Annotated in this window: 19 protein-coding genes; 3 read left to right on the plus strand and 16 right to left on the minus strand. The window is 58.1% G+C overall.

Annotation, left to right across the window (positions count from 1 at the left end; genetic code table 11):
• Window positions 1-3: 3 nt before the first annotated feature.
• From ndk to RF819_RS14700, 4 genes are all read right to left on the minus strand, one after another.
• Entirely contained in the window at window positions 4-429 is a 426-nt protein-coding gene (ndk, locus tag RF819_RS14685) for a nucleoside-diphosphate kinase (RefSeq protein ID WP_078365666.1), read from the minus strand.
• A 96-nt stretch (window positions 430-525) separates the two neighbouring features.
• Window positions 526-1,683: a pseudouridine synthase gene (locus RF819_RS14690; RefSeq protein WP_078365667.1), complete on the minus strand. Its 1,158-nt coding sequence runs from the start codon at window positions 1,681-1,683 to the stop codon at window positions 526-528.
• Entirely contained in the window at window positions 1,680-2,369 is a 690-nt protein-coding gene (scpB, locus tag RF819_RS14695) for an SMC-Scp complex subunit ScpB (RefSeq protein WP_078365668.1), read from the minus strand. The genes RF819_RS14690 and scpB overlap by 4 nt, the downstream gene beginning before the upstream one ends.
• Before the next feature lie 114 nt (window positions 2,370-2,483).
• On the minus strand, window positions 2,484-3,500 hold the full coding sequence (locus RF819_RS14700) for an RluA family pseudouridine synthase (protein WP_207160721.1): 1,017 nt from the start codon (window positions 3,498-3,500) through the stop codon (window positions 2,484-2,486).
• Window positions 3,501-3,514: 14 nt separating this feature from the next.
• Here RF819_RS14700 and RF819_RS14705 point away from each other — a divergent pair, with 14 nt between their 5' ends.
• Together RF819_RS14705 and RF819_RS14710 are read left to right on the plus strand one after the other, a co-directional pair.
• Window positions 3,515-4,321, plus strand: a complete 807-nt coding sequence (locus tag RF819_RS14705; RefSeq protein WP_078365669.1) for an outer membrane protein assembly factor BamD — start codon at window positions 3,515-3,517, stop codon at window positions 4,319-4,321.
• Window positions 4,322-4,325: 4 nt separating this feature from the next.
• A complete protein-coding gene (locus tag RF819_RS14710) occupies window positions 4,326-5,090 on the plus strand; it encodes a PP2C family protein-serine/threonine phosphatase (RefSeq protein ID WP_078365670.1) in 765 nt (254 codons plus the stop codon).
• A 2-nt stretch (window positions 5,091-5,092) separates the two neighbouring features.
• Here the strand turns inward: RF819_RS14710 and RF819_RS14715 are convergent, their stop codons facing one another.
• The 7 genes from RF819_RS14715 to RF819_RS14745 form a co-directional block, all read right to left on the minus strand.
• Window positions 5,093-5,470 carry a hypothetical protein gene (locus RF819_RS14715; protein WP_078365671.1) on the minus strand — a complete coding sequence of 126 codons (378 nt, stop codon included), beginning with the start codon at window positions 5,468-5,470 and terminating at the stop codon, window positions 5,093-5,095.
• Window positions 5,467-6,564 (minus strand): cell division protein ZapE, encoded by a 1,098-nt coding sequence (zapE, locus tag RF819_RS14720; RefSeq protein ID WP_078365672.1) that lies wholly within the window; start codon window positions 6,562-6,564, stop codon window positions 5,467-5,469. Before zapE ends, RF819_RS14715 begins: the two co-directional genes overlap by 4 nt.
• 75 nt (window positions 6,565-6,639) lie before the next feature.
• Window positions 6,640-8,067 carry a dihydrolipoyl dehydrogenase gene (gene lpdA / locus RF819_RS14725; protein WP_078365673.1) on the minus strand — a complete coding sequence of 476 codons (1,428 nt, stop codon included), beginning with the start codon at window positions 8,065-8,067 and terminating at the stop codon, window positions 6,640-6,642.
• Window positions 8,068-8,214: 147 nt separating this feature from the next.
• Complete coding sequence (gene odhB / locus RF819_RS14730) at window positions 8,215-9,489, minus strand: 2-oxoglutarate dehydrogenase complex dihydrolipoyllysine-residue succinyltransferase (RefSeq protein WP_078365674.1); 1,275 nt, start codon at window positions 9,487-9,489, stop codon at window positions 8,215-8,217.
• Between the two features lie 55 nt (window positions 9,490-9,544).
• Entirely contained in the window at window positions 9,545-12,415 is a 2,871-nt protein-coding gene (locus tag RF819_RS14735) for a 2-oxoglutarate dehydrogenase E1 component (RefSeq protein WP_078365675.1), read from the minus strand.
• 182 nt (window positions 12,416-12,597) lie between these two features.
• Window positions 12,598-14,493: a propionate--CoA ligase gene (locus RF819_RS14740; protein ID WP_078365676.1), complete on the minus strand. Its 1,896-nt coding sequence runs from the start codon at window positions 14,491-14,493 to the stop codon at window positions 12,598-12,600.
• A gap of 157 nt (window positions 14,494-14,650) precedes the next feature.
• Window positions 14,651-15,253, minus strand: a complete 603-nt coding sequence (locus RF819_RS14745) for an isochorismatase family protein (protein ID WP_078365677.1) — start codon at window positions 15,251-15,253, stop codon at window positions 14,651-14,653.
• 227 nt (window positions 15,254-15,480) lie between these two features.
• Between RF819_RS14745 and RF819_RS14750 the strand changes: the two genes are divergently transcribed.
• Complete coding sequence (locus RF819_RS14750) at window positions 15,481-16,059, plus strand: C40 family peptidase (RefSeq protein ID WP_078365678.1); 579 nt, start codon at window positions 15,481-15,483, stop codon at window positions 16,057-16,059.
• 171 nt (window positions 16,060-16,230) lie between these two features.
• On the opposite strand, the gene RF819_RS14755 is transcribed toward RF819_RS14750, so the two are convergent.
• The 5 genes from RF819_RS14755 to RF819_RS14775 all read right to left on the minus strand — a co-directional run bounded on the left by RF819_RS14755 (window position 16,231) and on the right by RF819_RS14775 (window position 22,726).
• Window positions 16,231-18,306 carry a diguanylate cyclase domain-containing protein gene (locus RF819_RS14755; protein WP_158081293.1) on the minus strand — a complete coding sequence of 692 codons (2,076 nt, stop codon included), beginning with the start codon at window positions 18,304-18,306 and terminating at the stop codon, window positions 16,231-16,233.
• Between the two features lie 309 nt (window positions 18,307-18,615).
• A complete protein-coding gene (yccS, locus tag RF819_RS14760; RefSeq protein WP_078365680.1) occupies window positions 18,616-20,784 on the minus strand; it encodes a YccS family putative transporter in 2,169 nt (722 codons plus the stop codon).
• An 85-nt stretch (window positions 20,785-20,869) separates the two neighbouring features.
• The gene (locus tag RF819_RS14765) at window positions 20,870-21,199 is read right to left on the minus strand and encodes a nucleotide pyrophosphohydrolase (RefSeq protein ID WP_078365681.1); all 330 of its coding nucleotides are present in this window, start codon (window positions 21,197-21,199) and stop codon (window positions 20,870-20,872) included.
• Between the two features lie 18 nt (window positions 21,200-21,217).
• Window positions 21,218-22,216, minus strand: coding sequence for a 2-hydroxyacid dehydrogenase (locus RF819_RS14770; protein WP_078365682.1), 999 nt, complete (start codon window positions 22,214-22,216; stop codon window positions 21,218-21,220).
• A gap of 3 nt (window positions 22,217-22,219) precedes the next feature.
• Window positions 22,220-22,726, minus strand: coding sequence for a DUF1993 domain-containing protein (locus RF819_RS14775; protein WP_078365683.1), 507 nt, complete (start codon window positions 22,724-22,726; stop codon window positions 22,220-22,222).
• Window positions 22,727-22,759 lie beyond the last annotated feature (33 nt).

A 22,759-nucleotide genomic window follows, 5' to 3' on the forward strand; every position in this document is an offset into this window, starting at 1 on the left:
TCTTCAGCGTGAAAAAACGTTCATGCCAGGGAAAAAGAAGCTCACTTCGACAGCGGCTGTCTCGGCGGCGTCAGAGCCGTGCACTGCATTGGCATCAATGCTGTCAGCAAAATCAGCGCGGATGGTGCCAGGTGCGGCTTTTTTAGGGTCTGTTGCACCCATCAGTTCACGGTTCTTGAGGATGGCGTTTTCACCTTCCAGTGCCTGGATCATGACCGGACCGGAAATCATGAATTCGACCAGATCCTTGAAGAAAGGACGCTCTTTATGTACTGCATAAAAAGCTTCGGCCTCGCGGCGTGACAAATGCGCCATCTTGGAGGCCACAATTTTCAGGCCAGCAGCTTCAAAGCGGGCATAAATCTGACCGATCACGTTTTTGGCAACAGCGTCAGGCTTGATGATGGAGAGAGTGCGTTCGATAGCCATATGATTTCCTCGTGAATTAAAAATTTCTGATCTTTGGACCAAAGCCCTTGATCTTAACCTGCGCCCAATTGGCATGAACGCCAACGGGTTGCTTTCTTATCTGCTGCGCCCACCTGGCCTGCGTCCAGCACCTGGTACGTTTCCGCGTTTTTTGCCAGCTTCCTGACGCTGCTTGGAAAAACTGTCAGCTCCAATGTAGCCCAATGATGTTTTTAAGGGATCAGGTTGTGAAGCTGCAGCTTTACCAGCAGCCGGGGATCGTGCAGGACCTCGACCCGGTGTGTTGCGGTTGCGTACCGCGCCACCTGCACCACGCCCGTTGGGTGTCCGCTTGCCCGCCGGCGCGGTCTCAGCAGAGTCGCGCACAGGTGCGCCTGGCGTTTGTGATGCCCGCGTTAACAAGCGGATATCTGCGTCGTCCAATTCAACCCAGGCACCCCGCTTCAAGCCTCTCGGCAACACCATGGAGCCATAACGGATACGGATCAGACGGCTCACGGCATGGCCGACCGACTCCAACATGCGCCGCACCTCGCGGTTGCGCCCTTCGGAGATCGTCACCCGATACCAGCAATTCGACCCCTCCCCACCCCCCTCTTCGATGGAGCCGAACTGCGCCATGCCATCATCGAGCCGGACACCGTCGAGCAGTTTGTGTTTTTCTTCCAAAGTCAGCGCACCCAGCACCCGCACCGCATACTCGCGCTCCAACCCAAACCGCGGATGCATCAAATTGTTGGCCAGCTCACCTGAGCTGGTGAACAACAGCAAACCCTCGGTGTTGAGATCAAGGCGGCCCACCGACTGCCATTTGCCCTGAAACAACTTGGGCAGTTTGCGAAACACCGTGGGACGGTTTTGCGGGTCATCGTGGCTGACCACTTCGCCTGCAGGTTTGTGATAGGCCAAGACGCGTGCTGGCGGCGGCGCAATCTTGAAGCGAATCGGCTTGCCATTGACTTTGACATTGTCGCCAAACTGAACACGCTGCCCAATGTGCGCAGGTTCATTGTTGACGGTGATACGCCCCTCCAAGATGAGCTGCTCCATCTCCAGACGCGAGCCCATGCCAGCCTGCGCCAACACTTTGTGCAACTTGGGTGATTCCGGCTGAGGCGGCAGAACCCGCTTGAGCGCAGCAGGATTTACTTCGTTTTCTGCAGCATCGAACACACCGGAGACAACGTCTTCAAAACGAATGGCATCATCCATGTCAGTGGCAGGCGTGGTCGGCTCTGTAGGGAGTTCGGTCATGGTGTGTCCTCAGGTACGGGTTCAATCGGGCTCGTGCCCGGATCGGGATCGTTCGACCAGTTCAATTCGCCATTGCGTGAACTGGCGTCGGTTGAAACGAAAGAGGCTGCTTTCAGCGAGTCAGCCAAGGGCAACTCCTGCCCCAACATCGATTCGAGAGCATCGGTGGCTTGGGGTGGCGATGTCAACAGCGGCAGTTGATCCAGGGAGTTGAGCCCCAGATCGTCCAAAAAATGACGGGTTGTGGCGAACAGCGCAGGCCTGCCCACGGTATCACGGTGCCCAATCGTCTCAATCCAGCCCCGGTCTTCGAGCTGTTTGAGGGTCAGCGAGTTCACCGTTACCCCGCGAACTGTCTCGATATCACCTCGCGTGACAGGTTGCTTGTACGCAATGATGGCCAAGGTCTCCAAGGTCGCACGGGTATACCTGGGCGGCTTCTCCGGATGCAAGCGCTCCAGATACACCTGCATGTCAGGGCGACTCTGAAAACGCCAACCTGTAGACACCGACACCAGCTCCAGACCGCGTTCGGACCAGTCTGCCTGCAACTCGAACAACAGCGCATCAATCCCGGACGTCGCCCAGTCATCACCCAACAAGATCCGCATGTCCTTGACGGGCATGGGTTGTTGCGCACAAAGCAATGCAGTTTCCAGGATGCGTTTGGCATCCGCCGTGTTCATGGTTGGCAAATTCCGGTCAAAACACCCCCATGGGTGCGGTACTCAAAGATATGGAAGACGTGATCAGGACCGACAAGTCATCGGTGGCACGTTGAATCGCATGGCATGGCCGTGCTAAAAGATGTCGCTATTGTAATTGAGGCCCCAGCTGCTAAGCGCCGTTGAAAAGTCCGATGGCAAAGGCGCCTTAAAAACCAGCGATTGCCCCGTCACGGGGTGGACAAACGCCAGCTTGGTGGCATGCAAAGCCTGTCGTTGCAATCCCGCGGCTGCCGCACCACCGTAGGTCTGGTCTGACACCAAAGCATGCCCTATCGACGCCAGATGCACCCTGATCTGGTGCGTCCGACCGGTGTGCAAAGTGCACTTGATCAGACAGCCCTGCACACCGTTTGCCAGGCATTCAAAGTCGGTCTGTGCCACCTTGCCCGCATGCAGTGCCAGATCCACCACCGCCATGCGCAAACGATTGCCAGGGTCGCGACCAATGGGGGCATCCACATGCCGCACAGCCGCACCGCGCCAAACACCGTGTGCCAGAGCCAGGTATTGCCGTTTCACCGTACGCGCAGCAATCGCCTGGACCAGCGCGTCCATGGTCTGGCGGGTACGCGCCACCACCATCAGGCCGCTGGTGTCCTTGTCCAACCGGTGAACGATACCGGCACGTGGCAGATGAAAAGCCTGACTGTCGTGACCTAACAGACGATTCATCAGCGTGCCACTCCAGTTGCCTGGTGCCGGATGCACTACCAGAGGGGCGGGTTTGTTGATGACCAGCAAGTGTTCATCTTCAAAAACAATGTCCAAGGGCAGGTTTTCAGCCTTGAAGGCCTGGCTTTGGGGTGTTGGTCGCAAAGCAATTTGGCCCATATCGCCAGCTTTAACCTTGGATGCGGCCTTCTTGACCACTTTCCCGTTCACCCAGACACTGCCCAGGTCAACCAGCTGCTGCAGGTAACTTCGTGAGAACTCAGGCACGAGGTCAGTCAATGCCAGATCCAAACGCAAGCCGTGATGCTCTGGCTTGAACGTCAATGCGCGCAGCTCCACTTCTGGCCCGGCGTCTTCGGTAGCCTCGCCGTCATAAGTCCCAAGGTCGGTCGATATAATTTGTGGAGTGTTTTTCAAGAAAGCTGTCCTACATGCCTGATGCCAAATTATCTGCTGCCCGCACCTGGGCCCTCGCGTGTGGCGTTGCGCTGCTGGGCGCTTGTTCCTCCACTCCCAAAGATCCGACAGCGGGTTGGAGTCCGAACAAGATTTATGCTGAGGCCAAGGATGAGTTAAAAGCCGGCGCCTATGACAAGGCTGGCCCCCTGTTTGACAAGCTCGAAGGCCGTGCTGCCGGTACACCCTTGGCGCAACAGGCCCAACTGGACAAAGCCTACGCACAATACAAAAACGGTGAACCGGTGCTGGCAGTGGCCACACTCGACCGATTCATGAAGTTACATCCGGCCAGTCCGGCGCTTGATTACGCGCTGTACCTCAAAGGCTTGATCAATTTCAACGACGATCTGGGTTTGTTTGGATCCATCACCCGGCAGGATCTGTCAGAGCGTGACCAGAAAGCTGCCAAGGAGTCGTTTGAATCTTTCAAGGAACTGATCACACGTTTTCCTGACTCCAAATACGCGGCAGATGCCAGTGCGCGCATGCATTACGTGGTGAACTCGCTGGCCGAGTCTGAGGTGCACGTGGCGCGTTACTACTACCAACGTGGCGCTTACCTGGCCTCTATCAACCGAGCCCAAACCGCGATTGCAGACTACCAGGGCGCGCCCGCCTTGGAAGAAGCGCTGTTCCTGATGGTGCAGTCTTACGATGCATTGAACCTGCCCGAGTTGCGTGACGATGCGCGTCGCGTGCTGGAAAAGAACTATCCCCAAACCACCTATCTGACACAAGGGTTCAAAACCAAGACGCAGCCCTGGTGGAAGCTCTGGTGAGGGAATGAGTATCAAGGCTTGTCGGGTCACAGCTTCGACCGGTATTCACAAGGGTGATCGGGATTACCAGCAAGATCAGGTGAGCTTGATCAGCCACCACCATGTCAAAGGCTGTGTGATGGCGGTGTTGGCAGACGGCATGGGCGGCCGCAGTGGGGGGCGCAAAGCCTCGGATCAGGTCATGATGACAGCCCGACAACTGTTTGAGCGTTATGCACCGTCGGTCGATGACCCGATCAGTATGCTGAGCCAATTGGTGCTGGAAGCGCACACGGTGATCAAACTCACCGCAATTTCCACCGAAGAAGAGCCGCACAGCACCATTGCGGTGTTTGTCCTCAACCCGGATGGCAGTTGCCACTGGGCTCATGCTGGTGATTCACGGATTTACCACTTTCACGGCAAACAGCTGGTGTCCCGCACACGCGACCATTCCTACGTTCAATCACTGGTGAACAAGGGTGAACTCACCGAAGAACAGGCCAGTTTTCACCCGCAATCCAATATCTTGATGGGCTGCCTGGGCACCGAGAAAGAGCCGCCGATTGACACCCACAGCATCAGCAAACTGCAAGCATCAGACACACTGATGGTCTGCAGCGATGGCTTGTGGCACTATTTCACCGAGGCTGAGCTGGGCTCCGTACTGGCAACACTGTCGCCAAGGGAGGCCAGTGAGTTTCTGATTGACAAAGCGCGTTTGCGTGCCAAAGGCAGTGGTGACAACCTGTCGCTGGCCATCGTCAAGGTGGAAGCGGCCAGCAGCTAGGCTCAGGGACGGGTTTCGGGCGCAGCTGATTTTTCCAGCTGTTCTTGTTGTGCCGCGATATTGGCTTCGATGCGTTTGAGGGCTTCCACCGCCTTGGCTTGGCGCTCCAAATCGTTCAACACCAATTCCTGTCGACGCAACTCGTCGGTCGTTTGACGCTTCACCTTGCGCGCATCACTCAGACAGTCGGACACCGCAAAACGGCTGTAGCAGACACGCTCCGACGCAGCATACGTGACTTCGCTGGCCGCGCGTTCCTGGGTGATACGTGCCCGCTCTGCCCCCACATCCAGCACTTGAGCCGATGGTTCCGCCGTTTGTGCCGTGGCGGCCAACTGGGCCAGGGTCAAGATCAGTCCGGTCAAAATTTTGAATGTCATGTCAGCCGTGTGTCCACATTGCGGCGCTCAAGCGCCAAAAATTCGCCAGTTTGCATTTCCTTGATGCGCGACACCGTACGCGCAAATTCATTGGCCAACTGCCCTTCGGTGTACAACTGCTCGGCCGGCACAGCGGCCGACATGATCAGATTGACCCGCCGATCGTAAAGCACATCAACCAGCCAGGTAAAGCGTCGCGCCTCGGCCGCCATGCGAGGTGGCAACTGGGGCACGTCGCTGAGCAGGACGGTGTGAAACTGTGTGGCCAATTCCAGATAGTCATTTTGGGAGCGAGGCCCACCACACAGAGTTTTGAAGTCAAACCAGACCACGCCACCGGCACGTCGGCGTGCCTGGATCACACGTGACTCGATCTGTAACACCGGGTCCTGGTCCTGCTGCTCGGCCAGTCGCTCGAACGCACTGGTCATGGCCACCTCAGCTTCTGGCCCCAGAGGTGTGTGGTAGAGCTCCAGCTGTTCCATCGTGAGGCCACGGTAATCCGTCCCATTGTCGACATTGATCACCTGCAACTCGTGCTTGAGCATCTCGATGGCGGGCAACAGACGATCACGGTTCAAACCATTGGGGTACAACTCGTCGGGTTTGAAGTTGGAGGTGGTCACCATGCCCACACCGTTGTCAAACAAGGCCTTGAGCAGGCGGTGCAAGATCATCGCGTCGGTGATGTCCGACACATGGAACTCATCAAAACAGATCAGGCGGTATTTTTCGGCAATCTGCTTGGCCAGTTGGTCCAGCGGGTTCACCGTGCCCTGCAAGGCGGCGAGTTCACGGTGCACTTCGCGCATGAACTCATGAAAATGCAGCCGGGTTTTGCGCTTGAGCGGCACCGCGGAGTAAAAGCAGTCCATCAGAAAACTTTTTCCACGCCCCACACCGCCGTACATGTACACACCGCGCGGAATCGGTGGGTGGTTGATCAGCTTCTTGAATGCGTTGGAGCGCTTCTCCTTGAAATGGCGCCACTCGCGCGCGCAGGTTTCCAGTGCCTGCACCGCACGCAGCTGCGCCGGGTCACTCGTGAAACCACGCGCAGCCAGTTCATTCAGGTAGATTTTCTTAACGGTCACAAGCCAACCACAAACTATAAAAAATAGAGCTAATAGCCCTTATTTTATAAGGGCTAGAGGCCAATTTTCTATCAATCAGAAGTTCAGAGTGCGTTTATCCACCGCCAGCGCCGCTTCCTTGGTCGACTCACTCAAGGACGGGTGGGCATGGCAGATGCGGGCAATGTCTTCGCTGCTGGCGCGGAATTCCATGGCCATCACACACTCTGCGATCAACTCGCTGGCCATCGGGCCGACGATGTGCACGCCCAGGATTTCATCGGTGGTGGCATCTGCCAGCATCTTGACCATGCCGGTGGTGTCCCCAAGCGCCCGCGCACGACCATTGGCCAGGAACGGGAAGGTGCCCGCCTTGTAAGCTACGCCATCGGCCTTGAGCTGCTGCTCAGTACGACCGACCCAGGCAATTTCGGGGCTGGTGTAAATCACCCACGGGATCGTCTGGAAGTTGACATGCCCATGTTGACCGGCAATGCGCTCGGCCACGGCCACGCCCTCTTCTTCTGCTTTGTGCGCCAACATCGGGCCCCGCACCACATCACCCACCGCCCAGACGCCAGGCAGGTTGGTCTTGCAGTCGGCATCCACCTCAATCGCACCACGTTCATTGAGCTTCAGGCCCACGGCCTCGACGTTCAGTCCGATGGTATTGGGCGAGCGGCCGATCGAGACAATGAGTTTGTCCACCTCCAGCGTCTTGGCTTCACCCTTGGCACTGGTGTAGGCCACCGTCACGCCCTTTTTACTGGTCTTGATCTCACCGACATTCACGCCGAGCTCGATTTTCAGGCCCTGCTTGTCAAAGGCTTTCTTGGCTTCTTTGGCAATCTGATCGTCCACCACCCCCAGCAGGGTTGGCAAACCTTCCAGAATCGTGACATCGGTACCCAGGCGGCGCCAGACCGAGCCCATCTCCAGGCCAATCACACCCGCACCAATCAGCCCGAGCTTCTTCGGCGCGGCATTGATGCGCAGAGCCCCGTCGTTGGACAGGATCAGCTCTTCGTCAAACGGTGTGCCCGGCAGTGCGCGAGCGTTCGAGCCGGTGGCCACAATGATGTGGCGACCCACGATGGTTTCTTCGGTGGCACCGGCCACCTTGATCTCATACCCGTCGGCACTGGCTTTGACAAAGGAGCCACGACCATGGAAGAAGCTGACCTTGTTCTTCTTGAACAGGTACTGGATGCCATCGTTGTTCTGTTTGACCACCGTGTCTTTGCGCGCCACCATCTTAGCGACATCCATGCTCAGACCTTTGACGGTGATGCCATGGTCAGAAAAGTGATGGCTGGCCTGCTCATAGTGCTCTGAAGATTGAAGCAGTGCCTTGCTCGGGATACAGCCCACATTGGTGCAGGTACCGCCCAGCGCCGGACCACCCTGGCTGTTTTTCCACTCATCCACACAGGCCACGTTTTGGCCCAACTGGGCGGCACGGATGGCCGCAATGTAGCCACCAGGGCCGCCACCAATCACGATCACATCAAATTGTTTGCTCATAAAAATTCCTTTTTGCGTTCATGAGGCATCCATTCACAGCGAGCCCTCAGCCAAAAACACCGCGAAACCGGCTTGGCCGGGCCGCTGGTGTTGCCCCTGCAAGGGGCAGGCGTTGCGACACGTAATGCGCGAAGCCTGGGGTGTGCTTTAAATATCAAACAACAGGCGGGCTGGATCTTCCAGCGCCTCTTTCATTGCCACCAGGCCCAGCACGGCTTCACGGCCGTCGATGATGCGGTGGTCATACGACATGGCAAAGTAGTTCATCGGGCGCACCACCACCTGGCCGTTCTCCACCATGGCGCGGTCCTTGGTGGCGTGTACACCCAGAATCGCACTTTGGGGCGGGTTGATGATGGGGGTGGACATCATCGAGCCGAAGGTGCCGCCATTGCTGATGGAGAAGGTGCCACCAGTCATTTCTTCCATGCCCAGTTTGCCATCCCTGGCCTTTTGGCCGAACTCGGCAATCTTCTTCTCGATGTCGGCAAAACTCATCTGGTCAGCGTCACGCAGGATCGGCACCACCAGGCCACGTGGTGAACCCACGGCAATACCGATGTCAAAGTAGCCGTGGTAAACGATGTCGGTGCCGTCCACCGAGGCATTGAGCACCGGAAACTTCTTCAAGGCGTGCACTGCGGCCTTGACAAAAAAGCTCATGAAACCCAGCTTGACGCCGTGCTCTTTCTCGAAACGCTCCTGCATGCGCTTGCGCATGTCCATCACCGGGGCCATGTTGATCTCGTTGAACGTGGTCAGGATCGCGTTGGTGCTTTGTGACTGGATCAGACGCTCGGCAACACGGGCGCGTAGGCGACTCATCGGTACACGTTGCTCGGGGCGACCTGCCAGCTGCGCTGCCAGGTTGCTGGCCGGCGCCGCCACTTGAGGCAACAAGGGCGCTGCAGCCTTGGCTGGTGCAGGCACAGCAGCTACAACTTTAGGTGCAGCCACCGCCGCCAGGACATCGCCCTTGGTGACACGGCCATCCTTGCCCGTGCCAGCCACCGACCCGGCAGCGAGTTGGTTGTCCGCCATCAGCTTGGCCGCAGCGGGCATCGCCACACCCGCCTTCGCGGTTCCGGCTGGCACCGCAGCTGCGGGCGCAGCCGCAGCTGCCGCAGCCGACACCGCAGCCATGGCCAGGGTCACCGGTGCCACCACCGCACCTGCAACACCTTCGGTGTCGATACGGGCAATCAGCTGATCCGCCGCCACGGTGCTGCCATCAGCTTGCACGATCTCGACAATCACCCCCGCCGAAGGTGCTGGCACTTCCAGCACCACCTTGTCGGTTTCAACGTCGATCAGGATTTCGTCCACGGTGACACTGTCACCGACTTTTTTCTTCCACTGCAACAAGGTGGCTTCGGCCACGGATTCGGACAGTTGCGGGACTTTGACTTCTACGATTGCCATGACAATTCTTTCAAAAAATACTTGAGGATTGCGCTTGTGACTGTGTCAGGCGCGTTTATTTGGACAGGACAAAGCCCTTGAGCTTGCCAAACGCACCTTCCACCAGCGCTTTTTGCTGCTCCTGGTGCAAATGGGCGTAACCGACAGCCGGTGAGGCCGAGGCAGCCCGTCCGGAGTAGCCGAGCTTTTGCCCCTCAAGCATGTTTTCGTGAATGTAGTGCTGCACGTAGAACCAGGCACCCTGGTTTTGCGGTTCGTCCTGTGTCCACACCACCTCGGTGGCATTGGGATACTTCTTGAGTTCGGCGCCAAACACCTTGTGCGGGAACGGGTAGAGCTGCTCAACACGGATGATGGCCACATCATCGGCACCCTTTTCTTCACGCTTCTTGGCCAGGTCGAAATAGACCTTGCCCGAACACACCACCACCCGTTTGACCTTCTCGGCCTTGAGGGCCTTTTGGTCAGGAATGATGGTCTGGAAGCTGCCCTTGGTAAATTCTGACAAGGGAGATGCGGCATCCTTGTTGCGCAGCAACGACTTGGGCGTGAAGATCACCAGCGGTTTGCGCAGGGTGCGGATCATCTGGCGGCGCAGCACGTGGAAAATCTGGCTCGCGGTGGTCGGCTGCACCAACTGCATGTTGGTGTCGGCCGCCAGTTGCATGAAACGCTCGACCCGCGCTGAGGAGTGCTCCGGCCCCTGCCCTTCATAACCATGCGGCAGCATCAGGGTGATGCCATTGACACGACCCCATTTCACCTCGCCCGACGCAATGAACTGGTCAATCACCACTTGCGCGCCATTGGCAAAGTCGCCAAACTGGGCTTCCCAGATCACCAGCGTGTTGGGGTCATTGGAGGCATAACCGTATTCAAACCCCAGCACCGCTTCTTCGGACAGGATGGAGTCGATGACATTGAACTGGGCCTGGTTCTCGGCCACGTTTTGCAGGGGCACATAGGTGCCGGTGTCCCATTTTTCACGGCTTTGGTCGTGAATCACGGCATGGCGGTGGGTGAAGGTTCCGCGGCCACAGTCTTCACCCGACAAGCGCACCGGGTAACCGCTGGCCACCAACGAGGCAAAAGCCATGTGTTCACCCATGCCCCAGTCCACCGGAATATCGCCACGACCCATGGCCGCGCGGTCGTCATAGACCTTTTTGACCAAGGGATGGGGGTTGACACTGGCGGGGATCACGGTGATTTTTTCAGCCAGACGTTTCCACTCTGTCAGCGGGATGGCGGTGTCGCAGACATCGGTCCACTTTTTGTTCAGGTAGGGCGCCCAGTCGACCGCAAACTTGCTCTTGAAATTGGTCAACACCGGATCCACCGTGTGACGGCCAATGTCCATGGCCGCGCGGTAGGCCTTGGCCATCTGGTCGCCCAGATCGGCCCCGAGGCCTTGCGCAGCGAGTTTGTCGGCGTAAAGTTTGCGGGTGCCAGGATGCTGGGCGATCTTTTTGTACATCAGCGGCTGGGTCAGCGCCGGGGTGTCCTGCTCGTTGTGGCCCAGTTTGCGGAAACAAATGATGTCCAGCACCACATCCTTGCGGAACTCCATGCGGTAGTCCAACGCCCACTGCATGGCCATCACCACCGCTTCAGGGTCATCACCGTTGACGTGCATCACCGGAGCTTCCACGCCCTTGACGATGTCGGTGCAATACAGCGTGGAGCGGTAGTCGCGCGGGTCCGAGGTGGTAAAGCCAATCTGGTTGTTGATGATCAGGTGCACCGTGCCAGCGGTGGTGTAACCACGGGTTTGCGCCAGCGCCAGGGTTTCCTGGTTGACACCTTGGCCCGCAAAAGCAGCATCACCGTGCACCAGCACCGGCAACACTTGGCGACCCGTCGGGTCAGCACGGCGGTCCATACGGGCCCGCACCGAACCTTCCACCACCGGGTTGACAATCTCCAAGTGAGACGGGTTAAACGCCAGACTCAAATGCACCGGGCCGCCAGGGGTGGTGACGTCGGAACTGAAGCCCTGGTGGTATTTCACATCGCCAGCGGGCAACTCTTCCGGGGCGGTGTGGTCAAACTCAGCAAACAAACCACCGGGCATCTTGCCCAGGGTGTTCACCAGCACGTTCAGACGGCCGCGGTGGGCCATACCAATCACAATTTCCTGCACGCCACGCGCACCAGCCTGCTGGATCAGCTCATCCATGGCAGCAATGAAGCTCTCGCCACCTTCGAGCGAGAAACGTTTCTGGCCCACGTACTTGGTGTGCAGGAAACGCTCCAGACCCTCGGCGGCAGTCAGACGGTCCAGGATGTGTTTTTTCTTGTCGGCATCAAACTGGGGTTTGCTGCGGACACTCTCGAGCTTTTGCTGCCACCAGCGTTTTTGTGCCTGGTCGGTCAGGTACATGTATTCAGCGCCAATGCTGCTGCAATAAGTCTCGCGCAATGCATTCAGAAGATCACGCAAGGTCATGACTTCTTTACCAAAAAACGTATTGCTGGTATTGAAGACTGTTTCGTGGTCGGCGTCGGTAAAGCCATAAAACGCCGGGTCAAGCTCAGGAATGTGCTCCCGCTCGGTGCGCTTTAAGGGGTCCAGATCAGCCCAGCGGGCACCCACATTGCGGTAGGCAGCGATCAATTGCTGAACAGCCACCCGCTTGCGACCCATGTCAGAGTCTGCGCCGCTGGCCACCACGACCCGGCTGACGCCTTGTTTGGCGCGTTCGGCAAAGGCATTGATGACCGGTTGGTGCGGCACGTCGCGGGCGTTGCTGCCATCTACCGCAGGCACATGCTGCAAAGCGTCGAAATAATCGCGCCAGGTGTCAGGGACACTGCCGGGGTTGGCGAGGTAGTTTTCGTACATCTCTTCGACGTACGGGGCGTTCCCACCGAAAAGGTAGGTGTTGGCCTGGTAGGCTTGGTAAACCGAGTTGGTCTCACTCATATTCGCTGACTTTCACTCCCCTTCAGGGAGCTTTAGCTGGTTAAAGCTGGGTTAGTTAACCTTCCGCGTCACGGCTTGACCGTTTGGCGGATGCGACAGTGGCGTTGGAAGGGCCTGCAATCAGTGCGGCATTGTGCCACTGAAAACTGGCACAAGGCGAACACTATTTGATTTACATCACTTCAGGCCGAGATCAAGTCTTTGATTTGCTGTAGGGCGGCGGGGTCGTCCATGGTGGTCAGGTCACCGGGGTCGCGGCCTTCACACACCGCCGCGATGGCCCGGCGCAAGCACTTGCCGCTGCGGGTCTTGGGTAACACGGTCACAAAACGTACCCGCGCCGGGCGCGCCACCGCACCCAAATCCCGATCGACCAGCTTGAAGACTTCGGCCTCCAGCGCGAGGGCACTGGCCTCGTCAGTGATCAGGCTGGCATTCTTCAACACGGCAAAGGCCATCGCCACCTGACCCTTGAGTTGGTCTGCCACACCCACCACCGCCACCTCGGCAATGTTCGGGTGGGCAGAGATGCTCTCTTCGATCTCGCGGGTGCCCAGGCGGTGCCCGGCCACGTTGATCACGTCGTCGGTGCGCCCCAGGATAAAGTAATACCCGTCGGCGTCACGAATCCCCCAGTCAAAGGTGCTGTAGACCAGTCGCCCCGGCACACTCTTCCAGTAAGTATTGACAAAACGCTCGTCATCGCGCCACACGGTCTGCATACAACCCGGTGGCAAGGGGCCTTCCACCGCCACCACACCCTTCTGGTTGGCGCCTTTGAGTTCCTCACCGGTCTGGTCGTCAAGCAGCTTGACGTCGTAGCCGTACACCGCTTTGCCGGGCGAGCCAAACTTGGAAACCGCTTTTTCCACACCGTTGCACAAAGAGAGGATCGGCCAACCGGTCTCGGTCTGCCAGTAGTTGTCGATGATGGGTTTGCCCAGGCCGGTGCTGATCCACTGCGCGGTGGGTTCGTCCAGCGGTTCACCCGCGAGGAACAACGCCCGCAAAGAAGACAGGTCGTATTTGGTCAGCAGGGCCGGATCCTGCTTCTTGAGCACGCGCACCGCAGTGGGCGCGCTGAACATCACGGTGACCTTGTATTTCTCGACCAGGCTCCACCAGATGCCGCCGTCTGGACGCGTGGGCAGGCCCTCGTACATGATGGTGGCCATGCCAGCGATCAGCGGGCCATAAATGATGTAGCTGTGACCCACCACCCAGCCGATGTCGCTGGTGGAAAAGTAGGTTTCACCCGCATTGCCTGCGTAAATATGTTTCATGCTGGCGGCCAGGGCCACACAGTAGCCACCGGTGTCGCGTTGCACCCCCTTGGGTTTGCCAGTGGTGCCGCTGGTATAGAGGGTATAACTCGGATGGGTGGCGTCGACCCATTCACATTCCACCACGGTGTTGAGGTTCTTTTCGCGCAGAGCCCCCCATAAATGGTCACGACCAGCTACCAAGTCCATAGCAGCCATGCCACGATCCACCAGCAAAACAGCTTCCGGTTTGTACTTGGACAGACGCAGCGCCTCGTCCAGCAAGGGTTTGTAGGGCACCGGTTTGCCACCGCGCGAACCAGCGTCGGCACTGACCACCACCTTGGGTTCGGCATCTTCAATACGTGAGGCCAGCGAACCCGAGGCAAAACCGCCAAACACCACCGAGTGGATGGCGCCGATGCGGGTACAGGCCAACATGGCAAACGCGGCCTCGGGGATCATCGGCATGTAGATCAGCACCCGGTCGCCTTTTTGCACCCCCAGGTCTTTCAGAACCGCCGCCATGCGTTGCACTTCTGCGTGCAACTCCCTGAAGGAATAGACTATTTCCTGGTTGGTTTCGGTCGAGACAAAAATCAATGCAGCCTGGTCGGGACGGGTGGCCAGATGCCGATCCACCGCGTTGTGGCACAGGTTGGTGATGCCACCGACAAACCATTTGGCAAAAGGTGGGTTGCTGTAGTCACAGATCTGCTGTGGCGGCACCTTCCAGTCCACCAACTGCGCTTGTTCGCCCCAAAAACCGTCGCGATCGGTCAAAGAGCGCTGATGAAAGTCGGCATAGGTGCTCATGGTTTGTCTCCGGTGGTGGTATTTGTAGTCAATTCACAATTATGTTGAATGAACTTGCAGCATGCTGACTGCATACCACATCAAAGTCACACCAGAGAGCAGCGAGTGGCCTCAAAAACCGATAGCATTCATCCCTTGAAATACAAGGGCCAGAGGGCTATTTGATCAATGCTTGAACCGCTTTGAATTGGGGGTGCTCGGCAGAGCGCAGCCACTCGAACAGCACCATCTCAGTGGTCACCAACTCGGCACCGGCACCTGCCAATCGGTCAAAGGCGGCGTCACGGTTGCGCTCGGTTCGAGAACTGCAGGCATCGGTCACCACCCACACCTCAAACTCGTCTTCCAGCAGATGCAGCGCGGTTTGCAACAGGCACACATGGGCTTCACACCCCCCGATCACGATGGTGCTGCGTTCGGTCGGTGTGTTCGACGGCTTTTGCAGGTGTTTGGGCAGGCTACGTGCGTTGCCTGCGGGTGGTTTGACCGGCGGGCGCAACCATTCGCCCAGGCCTTCTTCGACACCGCTGAACTGCATCTTGGCCAAGGTGCGCTGGCACAGGGCCTTGATCTCCGGGGCGTTTTCACCCAACTTGGACGGGTTCTGTTCCGTGCCGAGCACCGGCACCTGCAGCAACTGGGCGGCTTGCGCCAAGCGCAACGCATTGGCCAACACCAGCGGCGCTTCAAAAATGGCGGGCATCAGCCGTGCCTGGTAATCCACCAGCACGAGTTGGGACAGTTCAGCTTCAAGCAACATGGGCGTCTTTCAACAATCGGTGACTGCAATATTAGACCGCAGGATTCACACCCTGCGCGACTGCCAACAACTGTCAGCCGCCAGAAATTTTGTCAAAGGAATGACAGGTGAAACTGGCCAAATAACAAAAATTCTTTGATATTCATATTGTTACATCGCATTTCTATCATCAACTTTCATTGAAATTGATTTGACACAAATGCATTTTTGCCAGTAAGCTACCGCCCATGCGTTTTTTTGTCCTCGTCTCCAGCCTCCTGATCACCGGTGCCGTCCATGCGGCGCCAGCTGAAGCTCCCGACGACATCAGCAAATTCCTGGCAGACAAACCTGTTCTGCAGCATATCCAGCAAGCCGGACAAACTGTATCCACCAAGGCGTCGTCACTGGTGGTCAACGCGCTGGGCTTCCTGGGTGTCCCTTACCGCCGTGGCGGAACATCTGCTGATACCGGCTTTGACTGCAGTGGATTTGTCAAAACCGTGTACGAGGAAACGGTGGGTCTGGTACTGCCACGGGTGGCGGCCCAACAAGCGGCCCAGACCGAAAAAGTCGCTCGCGCTGATCTCAAGCCAGGGGACCTGGTGTTCTTCAACACCATGCGCCGCACCTTCAGCCATGTGGGTATCTACATTGGGGACGGCAAATTTGTGCATTCACCCAAACCCGGTGAAGAAGTTCGCGTCGAGAGCATGAGCATGGCCTACTGGAAGCGTCGTTTTACCGGTGCGCGCCGCGTCTTGACTGGTGCAGACGACACGCCAGAGACACCGACAGCGGTGGTCGCAGAGCCTGCTTTGCGCTGAAAAGCGCCCCCTCCTCCTTCTTGTCCGTGTGGCTCCTGGCCTATCAGGTGCTTGGCATGGCTTTTTTGTGTGTGTGAAATTAGCCGGTAGCCCTTTTTAAATAAGGGTCGACAGCTATGTATTTGATGGCAAACCCATCCGGATTGTGCCGCCACACCAGCCAATAAGCCTTCAAAGAGGCACAGTGGCTGCGCCCACCTGCAGGTCATCACTGCGACGCTTTTTCATCAAGGCCTTGGCCTGGTACATACGTTGATCGGCCTCGGCGATGCAGCCAGCCAGCGGCACCTCGGCGCTGTTGCGGATGGCATAACCCATGGCCGCATTGGGTTGGGCTGATTCCCCGTGTGCAACAAGGTAGCTGGTTTGTTGGCAGCGTGCTGACAGGGCCGCGATGTCAGCTTGGGCCCGGGTAGCGTCAGTGCCTGGCAACATGATCAGGAATTCATCACCCCCCAGGCGGAAAAAATGCCCTTGTGGCCACTGCTGTCGCACCAGACTGGTGAATGACACCAGCAAGGCATCACCGGCCGCGTGGCCGTAGCTGTCGTTGATCTGTTTGAGATTGTTCACATCGGCCACCACCAGGGCTTGTGGGTAAGCCCCTGCCACACCGTGGCTGGCCTTCTGGCTCAGGTAGTTGCGGTTGAAAAATCCGGTCAGAGCGTCGGTGTAGAGCAGGTTTTCGCGCTCCGTCAGAAACTGGGCCCGGCTTTTTTGCTCAGCCAGATTGCGCACCACCTTGATCACCAGCAACAGAATACCAAGCAAGGCCACAACCAGCACCAGAACCAGCATCAAGAGCCGCCGGTTGGCCTCGTTATCGAGGGCAGGCACACTTTGTATGCCTGCGTATTTGGCATCCTCAAAATCAATCAGCGGAATCACCTTGTCCATGATGGAAGCCAGCTCGGGTTGACGCCGAGTCACCCCAAAATACACAAACGAGTCCTTGGAGGTGTTGCCTCGTTTGACAACATCGGTGTAGCCCAGGCCATTGATGTAAAACTCCACCACCGTCGGGTTCTCGATCACATAGTCCACATTAGCTTCGCGCACCAGCTGCAGTGAGGCCATGATGTCTGGCGTTTTCACAATCTGGGCGTTTTTGAGGTTCTTGCGCAGGTACTCCTCGTGCCAGAAACCATCAATCACCGCCACCCGTTTGCCTTCCAGGCCGTACACATCCTGCACCGGGGCACTGGTTTTTAGACCCACGATGATGTCGCGCTCGGTGCTGATGGCATGGGGAAAGAAGAAATCCTTGAGCCGGTCTTCCGTTTTGGCCATGTTGACCACGTCCACACCACCCCGTCTGGCCTGGTCCATGATCTCGGAGAAGCTGCCGCTGACCACCTTGAAACGGATGCCCACGCTGTCACCAATACGCTTGAGCATTTCCCCGGCAATACCTCGGTATTCCCCCTGGCTGTAGTGGTCAAACGGCAGGTAATCCTCTGCCACACCGACCGCGGCTGTGCCTTTTTGCTCCAGCCAGCGCAACTCTGCCTCGTTGAGCCGCAAGGTTTTGCGGTTGTAGAGACTCTCTGCATTGCGCTTCATGACCCGGATGGCTGTGCTCCTCTGATCGATGTAGCGGTCCAGAACACGTCCCAACAGCTCACGGTCTCTGGCAACGGCCATGGTCATGTCCGAGGTGATGGAGCGGATCTGCGCCACCAGGGCCACCTTGGGACGGGTGTAGATAAAGTCATACTCCACCCCGGCACCAGCCGTCACAAAACCGTCGATCAGACCCGCCTCCAGGGCCTGCAAACCCAACTCCTGGGAGTCGAACTCAAGGCTCTGAAGATGGATGTTCGGAAACTCCCGGTACAGCTGCTGAACCACAAAGTCATTGCGGATGAAGCCCACCTGCTTGCCATCCAGGTCACCCAGTGTCTGCACTGACGAGGCCTTGAGTGCATACATGTTGTAGGGGTACTTCCACACCGGGCGGGTGAACCACATGATGCGTGAGCGCTCCGGGGTCGCGTTGACACCATACAGAATGTCAATTTGGCCCGCCACAAAGCGCGTGTAGGCGTCGTCCCACGCTTTGCTCATGACGGGCACCAGCTTGAGCCCGAGTTGTGCTTCGATGTCTTCGATCAAAGCGGGCAGCAACCCGTTGGGTTGGCCACGAAACTCGAAATAGTCCAGTCCGGCAAAAGGATCAAACCCCACGGAAAAGGCCTTGCCACGGTTGGCATCCAGCCAGGCCTGCTCGTCAGAATTGAGTTGCACCTGCGACGGCTCTGCGGCACTCGCAACACCTGCCAACGCACAAACCCACACCAGCAGCACAAGCCAACCAACATAAGCCCTGCCGCGCCTGCACATCTGATCCCAAACCACAGTCAACCTCCAGAGTCGCGACCCATCTTCGAGTTTCTTATTCGACACATGCTAACCCAATGATGCACAGGCATTTTTGCCAGACGCAGCAAAGAATTGCGTTGGATCAAAAGCCTGCCGATCTTCGGCAAGCTGTATCTGCTTCTTGGCGAAGCTGGCTGGCAAACCGTTAGAAACCGCCGAACAACACCCGCTTCGCTAAGCTTGTCCCGTTTGGGTGTCGACTGCAAAACCGCTGGCCAGCTCGGCAAGTTCAGGCAGCAGGCCCTCAATCAGGCTAAGCTGGCGCATCACCCGCTGCGCGGTCTCACTGATGGCAAGTTCCGGCGCTTGATCTGACGCAGTTGACCCTGGTCCGGGCACGATCACCGCACTGCGTGTGGCCAGTGCATTGGCAATCTGTGCCAAACCTTGCTGGATGCGCGCTTCAGGCGTGGTGATTTCGGCAAGTTGCAGCCCGCTCGTGTCCTGCTCGCGGTGCGCACCCAGCGCCGAGATGTAACCGAGCAGGGTGTGGCTGGCACACAAAAAACGGTAGGCCGCGTCGGGTGGCAAGCTGTAGCGATCGGGTTCGGTGAGCATGCTGGCCAGGGTGCTGGACAACTCGGCATCGGCATTGTGCGCATCACGCCGGGCAACACGGTAAGGCAGGTCATCACGTGGGCCGCTGCGGTACTGCGAGAGGATTTCACTCAGGTAGGTGGCACTCAGGCTCAAACTGCGAGCCATGGCATGGTGCACCCGTTTGCCATGCCATTCGGGCAGGATAAAGGCCACCGCAGCAATCGCCAGCAGGCTGCCCAGCAAGGTGTCAAGCAAACGCGGCCAGACCAGTGCATAACTGCTGCCAAACTGGTTAAAACACACCATCACCAGCACTGTGATGCAGGCGGTGGCCAGGCTGTAGCGCTCGGCACGAAAGTTAAAAAAAGCCACCCCCGAAGCCACCACCAACGCCAGTTGCGCCAGAGGATGGGGAAAGGACGAAACAAACAGCGTGGCAGCAAGCAAACCAGCCACCGTACCGCCCACACGTTGCCCCAGGCGAAGCCAGGTGCTGCTGAAATTGGGCTGGCAGACAAATACCGTGGTCAACAACACCCAGTAACCTTGCGGCAGATCCAGCAGATTGAGCAGGGCGTAACCGGCAGTCAATGCCGCCGACAGGCGCAGGCCGTGGCGAAAACGCCGGGACGAGGGCCTGAACTGCTGGCGCAGACGCCGCCACATCTCCGCCAGGGTTTGCGGATCGGCATCGCGCAAAGTACTGTCAGAGATGACCTCCAATGCATCGGGTTGGCCCGCGTGGGACAGGCGCAGCTCGATGGTACGCAGGTTGCGGCACAGATCCGACAGCGCGTTCACCAAGGCTTTGTCCTGCGGCCCGGTGGTCAGGACATGGCTTAACGCAGCATCCAGCTCTTGCAATGCGAGGGCACCGTCATTGCCGTAGTCGAAGACATCTCCTTGCGCAATGGCTTGGCCGAGTCGCGTGCAAGCTGCAGCCTGCAAGGACATCAATCGCTGACAACGAAACAACACATCGCTGCGGGAGAAAGCCTCACTCAAAGCTTCATACGGGTGATGCGCCGAACTGGCCCGCTCATGCACCTCCTGCGCCAGAAAATACCATTGCAAAAAAGGGCGAGCGCCGTGTGCCGGACGCGGAGACTGGGCCCACAACAGCAGAATCTGGCGCGCCCGGTTCATCTGCCCCACCAGCCGCCCGTTCTGGGCTGCCAGCGCCAGGCGCAAGGCCTTCACATCGCGCCCGCGCACCGGCTCCAGCAAGGAGGCTTTGAGCGCCAGATACCGCCCCAGTGCCACAAACACCTGCGACACCACCTGACTGGCAGGCCGATTGGCAAAAATGGCGGCGGCCACCAGTGAAATGGCGCCGTACCAGCAAGTGCCTGCCAGCAGCAGCAGAGGGTCATGCAGGAACGGCACCGTGTTGTCTGCATGTTGTGCCACACCCAGCATGGTGTAGATCGCCAGGATCACCGAGGCCGTTGCAATCGTGGCATAACGCTCTCCCAGGGCACCTAGCATCACATAGGTGAAGGTGGACAGAGCCAGGCCAACAGCGAACAACCATGGGTAAGGGAACAACAGCCGCACCGACACCGACGTCACGCCAAAACACAGCAGGGTGACCAGCAGCGCTTTCATCCGCCCTGCCACCCGGTCGGGCGACTCAGCCAGCGCAGCAGCGATGACCCCGAGGATCAGGCCAATCAGCCAGTCCTCACGACCGGTGCCAAAACAAAAGGCCACAACACCGGCAAACGCCAGTGCGACTTTGAGACTGTCAAGGGTCTTGTCGTGCGACCACAGGCGGCGCAGGTAGACCAGATCATTCAACATGTTGGAGACAGGTAAAACAAGAGTCAGGCGGTTGCCGGGTCAGCCCTGACCCGGCATGTGGCTTCAAAGCACAATCTGCGCCAGACTAGGATTTGGTCGGCGGGTACTTGACCGCGTTGAGTGCGATTTTGGAGGCCACCGCTGCATTGATGTCGATGCCCAGCACCATCACTAAACGCATCAGGTAAAGCAGCACGTCAGAGACTTCCTGGCGCACATGTTCGGCCTTGTCGCTTTGCATGATCTGCTCGGCCTGTTCGTCGGTCAGCCACTGAAAGATCTCGGCCAGTTCACCCACCTCACCGGTCAGGGCGAGGATCAGGTTGCGGGGCGTGTGAAATTGGTCCCAGTCGCGCTGGTCGGCAATTTCCTGCAAAGCCGCCTCCAGGGCGGCGGTTTCAAGCAGTTTGGTCATGACAGTTCCGCGCGTGCTTCAGCTTGTTTTGACCTGGTTGAGCATCGGTTCACCGCGCTCGAACGCACTGGCGTTGCCCAGTGTGGTGCTGGCAATCGCGTGCAAGGCCTCACGCGTGAGAAAACCCTGGTGCGAGGTGATCAGCACATTCGGAAAAATCATCAGCCGCGCCAAGGTGTCGTCCTGCAGCGGCCGGTCTGACAGGTCGTGGAAGAACACCCCCTCCTCCATCTCGTACACATCCAGCCCCACACCGCCCACCTGACCGGTCTTGAGCGCGTCGATCAGCGCCTGTGAGTCGACCAGACCACCGCGGCTGGTGTTGATGAGGATGACACCGCGCTTGGTGCGCGCCAGTGCCGCTGCATCGATGATGTGGTGGCTTTGTTCACTCAAAGGCAGATGCAGGGAAATCACATCGGACTCTTCCAGCAGACGCTCCAGCGTGACGTACTCAAAACCGACCTGCTGCGCGATCTGTGCGTTCTCATAGGGGTCATAGGCCACAACCTTGCAACCAAAACCTTTGGCAATGCGCATGGCACACTGGCCGATACGCCCGGCACCCAGCGCACCAAAGGTCTTGCCGTGCAAGTTGAAGCCTTCCAGGCCGTCGAGTGAAAAGTTCTGCTCGCGCACCCGGTTGTAGGCACGATGGGTCTTGCGCACCAGCGTCAGCAGCAAGGCAAAACAGTGCTCGGCCACCGCGTCGGGTGAGTATGCGGGCACCCGCGCCACACAAATGCCCAGCCGCTCGGCGGCCACAATGTCGATGCCGTTGAAACCCGCTGCACGCAGCAGGACCAGCTTCACACCGAGCTGCTGCAGGCGATGCAGCACCGGGTCGGTCAGGCGACAGTTGACAAAAGGGCAAACCGCATCAAAACCATGGGCCAGCTCAACGGTCTTGTCATACAGACGCTCTTCAAAAAATTCCAGCGTATGGGCACCATCGGCATTGGCGGCGTTCAGCGCCTGCTCGTCATACGCATGGGTGTCAAAAACGGCGATGCGCATGGTCTACACCTGGCCCAAAAAATCACGTTTGCCCAACTCAACACCGTTGCTGCGGGCAATGGCGTAGGCGGTGGTCACGTGGAAATACAGGTTGGGCAACACATAGGTCGTGAGGTAGTCCTGACCCTTGAAGTGCAGCTCGCCGCTGCGCATGGCCAGTGTGATGGCCTTGTCTTCGCTGCCGTCGATCTGCTCAGACGTGAAGCTCTGCAGGTAGTCGATGGTTTTCTGGATACGGGCTTGCAGCTCCGGAAAACTCGTTTCGTTGTCCTCGAATCTGGGCGCCTCCTGCCCGGCCAGACGGGCGGCACCGCCCTTGACCGTGTCCGAGGCAATCTGGACCTGCTTGACCAAAGGCAGCATGTCGGGGAACAAACGTGCCGAAACAAACACCGCAGGATCGATCTTGCGGGTCTCGGCGTGGGTGGCGATTTTGTCGAGGAAAGCGGCCAGGTTGCTCAGCGCGCGGATAGCGGGCGGAATAAACGCTTGGTACATGGACATGCTCATGGTGAAATTCCTTGGTTGGCGGATTGTCCGGCA

This window comes from Rhodoferax fermentans (assembly GCF_002017865.1).
Taxonomy (GTDB): domain Bacteria; phylum Pseudomonadota; class Gammaproteobacteria; order Burkholderiales; family Burkholderiaceae_C; genus Rhodoferax; species Rhodoferax fermentans.

What these genes read in the sequence shown, in the direction of transcription:
- ndk (WP_078365666.1), bottom strand. Translation starts at nt 429, where the DNA reads ATGGCTATCGAACGCACTCTCTCCATCATCAAGCCTGACGCTGTTGCC.
- RF819_RS14690 (WP_078365667.1), bottom strand. Translation starts at nt 1,683, where the DNA reads ATGACCGAACTCCCTACAGAGCCGACCACGCCTGCCACTGACATGGAT.
- scpB (WP_078365668.1), bottom strand. Translation starts at nt 2,369, where the DNA reads ATGAACACGGCGGATGCCAAACGCATCCTGGAAACTGCATTGCTTTGT.
- RF819_RS14705 (WP_078365669.1), top strand. Translation starts at nt 3,515, where the DNA reads ATGCCTGATGCCAAATTATCTGCTGCCCGCACCTGGGCCCTCGCGTGT.
- RF819_RS14710 (WP_078365670.1), top strand. Translation starts at nt 4,326, where the DNA reads ATGAGTATCAAGGCTTGTCGGGTCACAGCTTCGACCGGTATTCACAAG.
- RF819_RS14715 (WP_078365671.1), bottom strand. Translation starts at nt 5,470, where the DNA reads ATGACATTCAAAATTTTGACCGGACTGATCTTGACCCTGGCCCAGTTG.
- lpdA (WP_078365673.1), bottom strand. Translation starts at nt 8,067, where the DNA reads ATGAGCAAACAATTTGATGTGATCGTGATTGGTGGCGGCCCTGGTGGC.
- odhB (WP_078365674.1), bottom strand. Translation starts at nt 9,489, where the DNA reads ATGGCAATCGTAGAAGTCAAAGTCCCGCAACTGTCCGAATCCGTGGCC.
- RF819_RS14735 (WP_078365675.1), bottom strand. Translation starts at nt 12,415, where the DNA reads ATGAGTGAGACCAACTCGGTTTACCAAGCCTACCAGGCCAACACCTAC.
- RF819_RS14740 (WP_078365676.1), bottom strand. Translation starts at nt 14,493, where the DNA reads ATGAGCACCTATGCCGACTTTCATCAGCGCTCTTTGACCGATCGCGAC.
- RF819_RS14745 (WP_078365677.1), bottom strand. Translation starts at nt 15,253, where the DNA reads ATGTTGCTTGAAGCTGAACTGTCCCAACTCGTGCTGGTGGATTACCAG.
- RF819_RS14750 (WP_078365678.1), top strand. Translation starts at nt 15,481, where the DNA reads ATGCGTTTTTTTGTCCTCGTCTCCAGCCTCCTGATCACCGGTGCCGTC.
- yccS (WP_078365680.1), bottom strand. Translation starts at nt 20,784, where the DNA reads ATGTTGAATGATCTGGTCTACCTGCGCCGCCTGTGGTCGCACGACAAG.
- RF819_RS14765 (WP_078365681.1), bottom strand. Translation starts at nt 21,199, where the DNA reads ATGACCAAACTGCTTGAAACCGCCGCCCTGGAGGCGGCTTTGCAGGAA.
- RF819_RS14770 (WP_078365682.1), bottom strand. Translation starts at nt 22,216, where the DNA reads ATGCGCATCGCCGTTTTTGACACCCATGCGTATGACGAGCAGGCGCTG.
- RF819_RS14775 (WP_078365683.1), bottom strand. Translation starts at nt 22,726, where the DNA reads ATGAGCATGTCCATGTACCAAGCGTTTATTCCGCCCGCTATCCGCGCG.